Below are 2,623 nucleotides of genomic sequence, written 5' to 3'. Positions count from 1 at the left end.
ACCCGCCCGTGCCGGCGGCGCTGCGTCGGCGACGGCCCTTCGGGGGTCCGGAGACGTAGGCGGCCTTGAACTTCATCAGCGTCGTCTGGTCGGGCTTGAGGTAGCCCAGGCCCGGGATGGGCGGCAGCTCGTACGCGTCCGGCACGCCGATGACGGTGCGGGACTCGCCGGCGGAGAAGGTGCGCAGACCGATCCGGTAGGACAGGTGCGACTCCAGCCCGCGCAGCCGTCCCTCCTCGAGGCGCTGCGACGAGAGGAGCAGGTGCATGGAGAGCGACCGGCCCAGCCGCCCGATGGCGACGAAGAGGTCGGCGAACTCGGGCTTGGCGGAGAGCAGCTCGGAGAACTCGTCCGCGACGATGAGCAGCGCGGGCAGGGGCTCGAGGTCGGCTCCTCCGGCCCGGGCCTTCTCGTAGTCGGTGACGTTGGCGAAGTTGCCGGCCGAGCGCAGCAGCTCCTGGCGACGGGTCATCTCCCCCTGGAGCGCGTCCTGCATGCGCTCGACGAGGGTGAGCTCCTGGCCGAGGTTGGTGATGACGGCGGACACGTGCGGCATGTCCGCCATGCCGGCGAAGGTGGCACCACCCTTGAAGTCGACGAGCACGAAGTTGAGCTGCTCGGACGAGTGGGTCATCGCCAGCGCGAGGACGAGCGTGCGCAGGAGCTCGGACTTGCCCGAGCCGGTCGCGCCGATGACGAGCCCGTGCGGCCCCATGCCCTGCTGGGCCGACTCCTTGATGTCGAGCGCGACGACCTGGCCGTTCGCGCCGACCCCGATGGGCACCCGGAGCCGGTCGCGCTGGAGCCGGGGGCGCCACGCGGTGGTCGGGTCGAAGTCGCGCACGTCCCCGAGACCGAGCAGGTCGACGAGCTCCGTGCTCGACGTGAGCGCGTCACGCACCTCGACCTCGCCGCTGGTGAACATGGGGGCGAGGCGACGAGACGCCGCCTCGGCCTGGGTGAGGCTCATCTGGTCGGCGAGGCCCTTGGCGCCGCCCCGGCTCAGGCTGAGGATCTCGAGGGGCACCTGACCGTCCGGCGTCGCGTGCTGCGCCCCGTCGACCGCGAGGCGCAGGGTGGTCGTGCTGTCGAGCTCGCCCCACTGCTCGGGCAGGTCGAGGACGGTGACGCCGAGGACCCCGTCGTCGGTGACGAGCGGGTTGTGCCGGGGCAGGCGGGCGCCATCGACGATGACGAGGACGTGCGGCGAGGGGCGCTGGCTGCCCGGCCCGAAGCGCGGGCGGTCGGTGACGTCGTCGGGCAGGAGCTCGAGGAGCTCGTCGACCGACTCGGCGACGAGCCTCAACGGACCGACCGCGTCGCGCTCGCGCGGGCTGAGGGCGTGCGGCAGCCACTTGAGCCAGTCCCACTCCGCACGCGCGTCGGGCCCGGTGAGGGCCGCCACGACGAGCGTGTCCGGCGAGTGCATGAGCGCGGCGTTGACGACGAGGGCGCGCGCGAGCGCTCGCGTCGGGCCCGCCTCGCCGGTGACCTGGACGCGCGCCCACGCCGGCAGCGACACCGACGCCGGGAGCCCGTGCTGGACGCGGTGGGTGGTGAGGAGGCGGTGCAGCGCCGACGCCGCGACCGGGTCGAGCTGGGCGAGCGGCGGCGTCTCGGCCGGCTCGAGGGTGAGGCAGAGCGGCTGGGAGGTCGTGCCCATCCGCACGTGGAGGAAGTCGTCGTCCTTGGGCAGCCGCTCCCAGACACGGCTCTTCTCCTCGGCGAGCAGGGGGAGGGAGGCCGGGGCGGGGAAGTTCCAGAGCCCGGCCTCGCGCTGCTTCGTCGCGGCGTCGCGCACCGTCCCGCGGACCTCGGCGAGGTAGGCGAGGTACTCACGACGGTTGGAGACGACCTCGGTCGTGTGCTGCTGGCGCTGGCGCATGCCGCTGGCGAAGACGAAACCGAGGGAGGCGATGAGGAACATGCCGGCGCCGATGATCCCGCGCGGGCCGGGCTGGGAGAGCGCGACGAACCCCATCGAGCCGACCGAGCCCAGCATCGGCACGGCCTGCATGAGGAGGGTGCTCAGGCCCTCCGCCGGGGTGATCTCAGGCGGCGGCTGCAGAACGATCCGCCCGGTGGGCACCGATGGTGCCTCCTGCCGCGTAACTCCGACCGTCGCGGTCACGCCGTCCCCCCCAGTGCTCGCACCGGGTCAACCTATCCCGTGGGCGCCACGCGCCCCGAGGGTGCCGCACCGCGAAACGGCCGTGCCGCCTATCCTTCGACGTGGGCGCTGGCCGTGACGACGACGAGGGGTGGGGTATGCCGGGTACGGACGTGGGTGCCGGGCTCCAGATCACCCTCACCGCCGGCGGACGCCGCTACGACCTCGTCGTGCCCGTCGGCGCGCAGGTCACCGAGGTCCTCTCGGTCCTCGGCATCGCCTCCCGCGCCAACCCGCACGCCGTCGCGACCCCCAGCGGCCGGATCCTCGGACCGCTCGACACCTTCGACGACTCGGTGCCCACCGGGTCGATCCTCAGCGTCGTCCCGGTGACGACCCACGCGGTGACCCGCGACATCCTCAACCTCGACCGCGGCCGCAGCGCCGGGGGCGCCCGGTCCAGCGCGCCGGCCGGGTCCGGTGGACGCCACCGCGAGCCCGCCGAGCCTGCCC

Annotated in this window: 2 protein-coding genes; one reads left to right on the top strand and one right to left on the bottom strand. The window is 73.5% G+C overall.

The window, feature by feature from the left end:
* A partial coding sequence (gene eccCa / locus N801_RS18830) for a type VII secretion protein EccCa (RefSeq protein WP_245618521.1) occupies positions 1–2,089 on the bottom strand: 2,089 nt, incomplete at its 3' end.
* Between the two features lie 143 nt (positions 2,090–2,232).
* Here eccCa and N801_RS18825 point away from each other — a divergent pair.
* The coding region (locus tag N801_RS18825) for a hypothetical protein (RefSeq protein WP_156996934.1) at positions 2,233–2,623 on the top strand (391 nt) is incomplete at its 3' end.

This window comes from Knoellia aerolata DSM 18566, assembly GCF_000768695.1.
GTDB lineage: Bacteria > Actinomycetota > Actinomycetes > Actinomycetales > Dermatophilaceae > Knoellia > Knoellia aerolata.
The sequence above is the reverse complement of the archived record's forward strand: the minus strand, read 5'-3'. Positions and strand labels throughout refer to the sequence as shown.